We start from the raw sequence: 6,381 nt of genomic DNA on the forward strand, positions 1-6,381 counted from the left end.
ATACCAACCTTTGTTGGAGTATCTTTGTATGTCCTTGTTATATAGACGCAGGTGCTTATGTCTCAAGCAATTAGGCAAGACATCATCAATATCGCCGAAGAGCAGATTGACGAAATAAAGCAAAAGATTGACTACCATACTACAGAATACACTATCGAATTCATAGTCGATAAATACCTGGAACAAGATGGTGGAGGGATCGGTGAGATTTATATCCCTGAATTTCACAGAAACTTGAGATGGGATATTAATCATCAATCTCGATTCATTGAATCCATTATTATTGGTGTTCCTATTCCTGCCATGATTGTCGTAGAAATCTATGAAACTGGAAGACTAGAAATTGTGGATGGCTCTCAGAGGGTGAGGACTCTTGCAGCTTTCATGACAAATCAGTTGCAATTGAGTAATCTCCAAACATTAGATTCTCTAAATGGTTCCTATTTTAATGATCTCGCACCCTCACGCCAAAGAAAGTTTAAATATACTTCGCTTAGAATGATAATTCTCTCAGACAAAGCTGATGAAAAAGTAAGGAATGATATTTTCTATCGCATCAACACCAGTAATCTCGATCTAACTCCTAATTCTAATAGTCTGCTAGCAAACTCATAAGCCTGAGAATATGAAACCAAGAATTGACTATGCTAAGGATAAGCTTTTAAGTCAAAGCCTATGAAAGAGTTCATTAAAGACTTTAACAGGCGAGTGGCAGAAATCCAGAAATATTTTGAATTAGTAGATAAAATTGAACAACTTGGTGCATTATCTTCTAAATCAATCATCTTCCCATCAGGTGAATATATTGTTGATAGCGAGATTCAAAAAATCTTGCAGTCTCATTGTTACCTGCTATTATACAATCTTGTCGAATCTTCTATCAGAAATGGTATAACTGCCATTCATGATGTTATTTTAGTCGAGCAATTAACTTATAAAGATTTAAGTCCGAAAATAAAGAGATTGTGGTTGCTGAACGATCAAAGTAAAAGTTTCAGAGACTCATATATCAAAAAGGATAACGTAGCTGACAATCTTCAGGAATTAATTAAATCGGTTTTGGATGATGAGATGGTTTTGTTAGATCCATCTAATATTCCCATATCGGGAAATTTGGATGCTAAAACTATCAAAGAACTCATAGATATGTATGGCTTCTTTGGAAATTTAGGAGTTGCGAGTAGAGAAATAGATGACATTCTGAATTTTGTGGTTAAGATTCGATGTGATTTGGCACATGGAAATGTTTCGTTTTGTGATGCTTCGAGTCAAATACTTTGGAGCAAGTTAGTTGATGATAAAGATAAATTGGTAAAATATATAACTCATCTGCTGAATAATATTGATGATTACATTGAGAAGAAGAAATACAGAATCTAGCAGTCGATTTTGATGAGTAAACTTTGGCTATATGGCGATCGCAAGTGGAGATTGACAAACCAAAAAACTCTGCGGTAAAATGAGGAAAAAAGCACGGATAATTCCCAAATGAACGATCGATCCTCAGCCGATTTGATATCACCCGCAGAGTTACACCGCCAGCTTAATGACTTACTCAAGCAACTATCACCAGAACGATTACAGGTGCTTGCTGATTTTGCGGCTTACTTAGCCAATACTGAAAGCGAAGCTGCAACTCAAGAAATTTTGGCAATTTCTGGATTGCTAGAGCGAGTTAAGCAAAATCAAGCAACCCCTAAAACTGATTACATAAGCTGGAGAAGTCTTCGCTCCGATGTATGAAGTTGTTATCCATCCTGATGCTCAAAAGGTTTATGTCAATGCTGACAAAGCCCTAGCGAAGAAAATTGCCCGATGTTTGGAGTAGTTAGAACAAACTCCTCAGTTGCACCCTAACATTAAAGCCCTCAAAGGAGATTATGCAGGGTACTATCGCTACCGAATCGGGGACTATAGAGTGATTTACTCGATCGACGATGAAGTGGTGCAGGTATTTGTTGTGGCGATCGCTCATCGCAGTCAAGTCTATGAATCGTGAGGGCGAGTTAGTCAGCCCAGCAACAAGAGCGATCGATTTAATCAGTAAACCATCGACTCCATACCCGCAATCATTGTCAGCAGCGTTGATTTCCCGGAACCGTTTGTGCCGATGAGTCCGACTTTATCGCCTTCATCCAGGCTGAAGCTGGCATCTGTCAAGAGTTCCTTGATGCCGAAGTCTTTTTTGATCGATCGCAGAGTAAAAATAGTCATCAGTATAGAAAGTCATTTACCTAACTTCACTTTAGTGTAGCATGGTGTTGCGTGTATTAATTGCATTATTTCGGAATCGTATTGCGTCTTGTACCGCATCTTCGATCTAACTCTAAGTTAGAGCTAAATGTTGAGCGATTGTTGTTTTATATTTTCTATTCCGATTCAATTATCATCTCAGGTTTCCAGTGATGAATTTAGATGAAAGAAAACTAGCAGTTAGGCATTTTTACGAGCTGTTTTGCGAAGCGAACGCTGAGACTTCTTTATACGAGACAGTAGTCCACAATAAATGCCCTGACGTTTGCCCAATCTATCAAAAAATTGCCCGTCTTAAATTGTTAGCAATATCTGTTTCTTCAGGTTTCGATTGTATAGAAATTGAGAGAATACAGCAGAATATCCCTCAAACTGTTACTGATGCTTTCGACCGTCACTTCTGGTATTCCCAGTGGACTCTTAGTGAATTATCTCTCGTAAAAATTCCGATTGCTGAACAAGACACATTTTTTTTGTTTGTTGTAGGGTTGTGTGATGATGGTTGGGAAAACAATGCTAGGTTTATCGAAATTTTTGCCCAAAAAGGCGAGTTTCTCGGCGCAACAGATTTGTACTGCGATCGAGCAGTGAAATGGAGAGAAAAACAATTCACCAATCAGGACTATAGAGACATTAGAGGCGAGCCGCCGCCTCCTTGGTCGGGAGATATTCCTAACGATTTATCTTACCGCGAACCTTTATCGTCAGAAGAAATACTCGACGAGAATCTGTCTTGCTTGTCCTTAGAGACTCTGTACTACCATGAACCTTTATGGTCTGAAGAAATGTTGTGGCAATCTGCTATAAAAATTGAGAATGAAGGGGCAGTTATTCGTTATGTTCTTCCCGCTCAAACTTACGGTATTTAATTTCCTGTTTTGATATTAAACCGATTCATTTACAGCAAGTCATGGAAGAATTACTGAGTCAGCTTAAACAGCTAGGATTCTATCGATATGAAGAATCGGAAACGATCGAAATATTGGAGAGGCTTTCAATCCAAACATCCTCACCTTGGGTGTTCGATGGAAAATACCAATACGATTCTTTAGATACGGTGACAGAAAGCGATGGAGTATATATCAACGAAGGCTTATTGTGGTTAGACGCTCCGCATCCTCAATACAGTCTTTGCTTCCTTAGCAGAGAAGACTTATCCGAATGTGTTTACGCCTATGCACTTGAGGAACTCAAACCTATTTTAGAAAGAGCTGGTGCGATCGTCAATGACATTGATGAGTTTGAAGCAGATAATGGTGATTCCTTTTTAAGGCTTAATGAAGTTGACTACCTTATTTGTCCCTCAGCAGTAAATTCATTTGCTACACGTACTATTGACAAGTGGAATTTTGTCACAGCGAAAACTTTGCTAGCAGCAAACAACTTATTAGCACACGCTCAGTCAGAGGAAAGAATTTATGTAGTTAGAGAGTTAGATGAAGATGGTTTATATATCGCAATTTTAACATCTAAAATGTTTGGATTAATTCATGAAAATTCACTATTAATAAATGAGCTAAAGCCTCAAAAAATAGAAACTTACTTTGCACAGTATCTTGATATGTCTAGATATCAACCTTAATAACATGAGCGATATCGATAATATTAAAATGCCAAATTACGATCGCTTTGAAGTGCGAATTAATCGAACATCTTTGCCTTGGACATTAGGCAATAAACTTGATGTAGCTGAGATTCATATCAACCATCAACCGCTAATAGAATTAGTGCGCCAAGTTGAAGAACCACTTGTTAGAGCAGAGATTCAGGAGCGGCGATCGGCAGGAGAGACTATTGATGAATCAGATTTTCCACCGGGAGATTACTTATACTTACCACCTTCTAGGATTCTGCTGCCCTCACGAAACTTGCTCGACGAGCCTTGGCATTGTGGATTTGAGTTGCAATCTAACGATCCACAGGCTGGGAAAGCGATTGTTTTAGGTTGCACTTGTGGGGTGATTCAGTGCTGGTTTATGCAGGTTAGGATCGCACTTAATGAATCTACTGTTGAGTGGGCAGATTTTGGTCAGTTTCATCGTGATTGGCAATATAGTCTAGGACCATTTAAGTTTGACCGAGAGCAATATGAATCTGAACTGTGCAAATCGTATGTATGAAGTTCTTCTCTATCCTGATGCTCAAAAGGTTTATGTCAATCTGGATCGTCCACGCCTTCCAATGTACTATAATTTAGATACCAACCTTTGTTGGAGTATTTTTTTATGTCCTTGCAAGAGCTTAAAGAAAAAGCCAGCCAACTATCAGTCAGCGATCGCCTTGCCCTGCTAAGTGCGATCGTTCAATCCCTGCAAAGTACACCAGAAATCGAGAATTGGCAATATTTAATTGCACGTCCTCATCCTTGGCGCAAACAACTTTACATTAAGGGACGTAAATTACTGGCATCGACTATTTGGCGAGACATGACTGCCAATGGGATGTCACCCGAACAAGCTGCCAAAAATTGGGATTTACCCCTGTCTGCTATCTATGAGGCGATTCATTACTGTCAGAATCATCAGGAACTCCTAAAATTAGAAGCAGACGAGGAACGCTATCGATTGGAAGCAAAAAAAGTCCAACTTGAGCCGACGAATGCTGCTTGACGAAGATTCTCAAGCAAAATATTTAGTCAATAAGTAAAGAGGCTGAATGAAAACCGATCGCCCTACCAATTGACCAAATCACCAAATTCTGCCAACAGTGGCAAATCATCGAACTCTCGCTCTTTGGTTCGATCCTTCGTGACGACTTTCATGCAGACAGCGACATCGATATCCTAGTGGCTTTTGCCCCCACGGCCGACTGGAGTTTACTCGATCGCGCCCAAATGCAGGAAGAACTCGAAGCAGTGCTAAGTAGACGAGTCGATCTAATCAGTAAACGGGCGATCGATCGCAGTTCCAACTGGATTCGCCGCCTTTGAAATTCTCTCTACTGCTCAAACTATTTATGTCAAATAGCTGCGATCGCGCTTCCTTAATCGATCGCTCTTTTTATTTCAACAACTGCTTCTCCCGTTTTACCCGTTGCGCGATCGAATATTGTTAGGGAGATGTGCCTATCAACTGCTTCAACAGATGGCTGAAATGAAATTGACTCATGCCCAGCAATTGAGCTAAACCTGCAAGCTTAATATCTTGATTCAGATGTTCGTTGATTTACTCAGTTTGCGTTTCTGATTTTATTGTACTTCGCCAGTGCGATCGCTATCTCTGCGGTGCTTTTGAGAACTGGCATTGCAAGCCATAGCTTGATTGTGCCTAGATAGCAATCACGTTTGAAGTCACTCTAGAAATATAAAGTTTTAATTTTAATAATTTTCGCTGACTTTAGTTCGCTTGGTGTCCAACTTAAAGATTCAACAGACAGCCGCCACCTTGACATGGCTGGCAATACGCACCTTACTTGTATCTAGAGACGGGTTGTTTCAACCATATCTTCTCTACCTTTAGGAAGAGATAAATCCGCCCCGATCTAACCAGGCAAAAATAATGTTTTGAGTAAAAAGGCGGGGGTGGAAAGTACGAATGCCGATTGTAGGGTTTCCTTGCCTGTCATTCCCAAGTGCGATCGCCGAAGATAAGAGTATAGAAATTAAACGGCTGGTTTTCACCCGCCCTTACACAAAATGAACTCACAACTAGAACAACAAGTAACAATTCTACAAGACGAAACAGCAGCGGCCGGGAATTCAGCCAACCCAACAGTTGAAACTCATGTATTCACATCAGAATTTGTAACAGAGGAAAAAGTCAGAGTGGAAGAATTTAAGATTAGCGGCGACAGCCTAATTGCTAAAGTCAAAGAACTAATTCAGCAAGGAAAACTCCGCCGCCTTGTCATCAAAAACTCGCAAGGGCGGACTTTGGCAGACATTCCGCTGATGGCTGGATTGGTAGGCGGCGTTGCCGGCTCAGTAGTCTTTCCAATTGCTGCTGTACTTGCTACAGTAGGGGCAGTTGTGGCTCATTTGACTGTAGCAATCGAGCGCAAAGAATAGTCATTAGTAATTAAAAATCTTCTCTTCAAGTCCGCGAAGGCGGACTTTGTTTGTTTAGGAATGAGAATTAAATAACTTCCACAAGTTTGTGGGATGGGCGTCCCGCCCGTCCAAAAAGGACG

General features: G+C 40.3%; 11 protein-coding genes and 1 pseudogene. 10 read left to right on the forward strand and 2 right to left on the reverse strand.

What is annotated here, in order from left to right; all coding sequences use genetic code 11:
• Nucleotides 1-57: 57 nt before the first annotated feature.
• From QUB12_RS31015 to QUB12_RS31030, 4 genes are all read left to right on the forward strand, one after another.
• A complete protein-coding gene (locus QUB12_RS31015; protein ID WP_333309981.1) occupies nucleotides 58-615 on the forward strand; it encodes a DUF262 domain-containing protein in 558 nt (185 codons plus the stop codon).
• 60 nt (nucleotides 616-675) lie between these two features.
• On the forward strand, nucleotides 676-1,380 hold the full coding sequence (locus QUB12_RS31020) for an MAE_28990/MAE_18760 family HEPN-like nuclease (RefSeq protein ID WP_333309984.1): 705 nt from the start codon (nucleotides 676-678) through the stop codon (nucleotides 1,378-1,380).
• Between the two features lie 108 nt (nucleotides 1,381-1,488).
• Nucleotides 1,489-1,743, forward strand: a complete 255-nt coding sequence (locus QUB12_RS31025; RefSeq protein ID WP_333309985.1) for a hypothetical protein — start codon at nucleotides 1,489-1,491, stop codon at nucleotides 1,741-1,743.
• 103 nt (nucleotides 1,744-1,846) lie between these two features.
• Nucleotides 1,847-1,999, forward strand: a complete 153-nt coding sequence (locus QUB12_RS31030; protein WP_333309988.1) for a type II toxin-antitoxin system RelE/ParE family toxin — start codon at nucleotides 1,847-1,849, stop codon at nucleotides 1,997-1,999.
• A gap of 56 nt (nucleotides 2,000-2,055) precedes the next feature.
• On the opposite strand, the pseudogene QUB12_RS31035 reads toward QUB12_RS31030, so the two are convergent.
• Nucleotides 2,056-2,214: pseudogene (locus QUB12_RS31035) on the reverse strand (ATP-binding cassette domain-containing protein); the annotation flags it as partial.
• A gap of 191 nt (nucleotides 2,215-2,405) precedes the next feature.
• On the opposite strand from QUB12_RS31035, the gene QUB12_RS31040 reads away from it, so the two are divergent.
• The 5 genes from QUB12_RS31040 (at nucleotide 2,406) to QUB12_RS31060 (ending at nucleotide 5,182) form a co-directional block, all read left to right on the forward strand.
• Nucleotides 2,406-3,122, forward strand: a complete 717-nt coding sequence (locus tag QUB12_RS31040; protein ID WP_333146127.1) for a hypothetical protein — start codon at nucleotides 2,406-2,408, stop codon at nucleotides 3,120-3,122.
• Between the two features lie 41 nt (nucleotides 3,123-3,163).
• On the forward strand, nucleotides 3,164-3,835 hold the full coding sequence (locus QUB12_RS31045; RefSeq protein ID WP_333146125.1) for a hypothetical protein: 672 nt from the start codon (nucleotides 3,164-3,166) through the stop codon (nucleotides 3,833-3,835).
• A 4-nt stretch (nucleotides 3,836-3,839) separates the two neighbouring features.
• Complete coding sequence (locus QUB12_RS31050) at nucleotides 3,840-4,373, forward strand: hypothetical protein (RefSeq protein WP_333146123.1); 534 nt, start codon at nucleotides 3,840-3,842, stop codon at nucleotides 4,371-4,373.
• Nucleotides 4,374-4,478: 105 nt separating this feature from the next.
• Nucleotides 4,479-4,862 carry a hypothetical protein gene (locus QUB12_RS31055; protein ID WP_333146121.1) on the forward strand — a complete coding sequence of 128 codons (384 nt, stop codon included), beginning with the start codon at nucleotides 4,479-4,481 and terminating at the stop codon, nucleotides 4,860-4,862.
• A gap of 131 nt (nucleotides 4,863-4,993) precedes the next feature.
• Nucleotides 4,994-5,182 (forward strand): nucleotidyltransferase domain-containing protein, encoded by a 189-nt coding sequence (locus QUB12_RS31060; RefSeq protein ID WP_333309991.1) that lies wholly within the window; start codon nucleotides 4,994-4,996, stop codon nucleotides 5,180-5,182.
• A 121-nt stretch (nucleotides 5,183-5,303) separates the two neighbouring features.
• On the opposite strand, the gene QUB12_RS31065 is transcribed toward QUB12_RS31060, so the two are convergent.
• Complete coding sequence (locus tag QUB12_RS31065; protein WP_333199000.1) at nucleotides 5,304-5,417, reverse strand: helix-turn-helix transcriptional regulator; 114 nt, start codon at nucleotides 5,415-5,417, stop codon at nucleotides 5,304-5,306.
• Nucleotides 5,418-5,887: 470 nt separating this feature from the next.
• On the opposite strand from QUB12_RS31065, the gene QUB12_RS31070 reads away from it, so the two are divergent.
• Nucleotides 5,888-6,259 carry a DUF4342 domain-containing protein gene (locus QUB12_RS31070; protein WP_333146119.1) on the forward strand — a complete coding sequence of 124 codons (372 nt, stop codon included), beginning with the start codon at nucleotides 5,888-5,890 and terminating at the stop codon, nucleotides 6,257-6,259.
• Nucleotides 6,260-6,381 lie beyond the last annotated feature (122 nt).

Source organism: Microcoleus sp. B7-D4 (genome assembly GCF_036705125.1).
Lineage (GTDB): Bacteria > Cyanobacteriota > Cyanobacteriia > Cyanobacteriales > Microcoleaceae > Microcoleus.

What these genes read in the sequence shown, in the direction of transcription:
- QUB12_RS31015 (WP_333309981.1), top strand. Translation starts at nt 58, where the DNA reads ATGTCTCAAGCAATTAGGCAAGACATCATCAATATCGCCGAAGAGCAG.
- QUB12_RS31020 (WP_333309984.1), top strand. Translation starts at nt 676, where the DNA reads ATGAAAGAGTTCATTAAAGACTTTAACAGGCGAGTGGCAGAAATCCAG.
- QUB12_RS31025 (WP_333309985.1), top strand. Translation starts at nt 1,489, where the DNA reads ATGAACGATCGATCCTCAGCCGATTTGATATCACCCGCAGAGTTACAC.
- QUB12_RS31040 (WP_333146127.1), top strand. Translation starts at nt 2,406, where the DNA reads ATGAATTTAGATGAAAGAAAACTAGCAGTTAGGCATTTTTACGAGCTG.
- QUB12_RS31045 (WP_333146125.1), top strand. Translation starts at nt 3,164, where the DNA reads ATGGAAGAATTACTGAGTCAGCTTAAACAGCTAGGATTCTATCGATAT.
- QUB12_RS31050 (WP_333146123.1), top strand. Translation starts at nt 3,840, where the DNA reads ATGAGCGATATCGATAATATTAAAATGCCAAATTACGATCGCTTTGAA.
- QUB12_RS31055 (WP_333146121.1), top strand. Translation starts at nt 4,479, where the DNA reads ATGTCCTTGCAAGAGCTTAAAGAAAAAGCCAGCCAACTATCAGTCAGC.
- QUB12_RS31070 (WP_333146119.1), top strand. Translation starts at nt 5,888, where the DNA reads ATGAACTCACAACTAGAACAACAAGTAACAATTCTACAAGACGAAACA.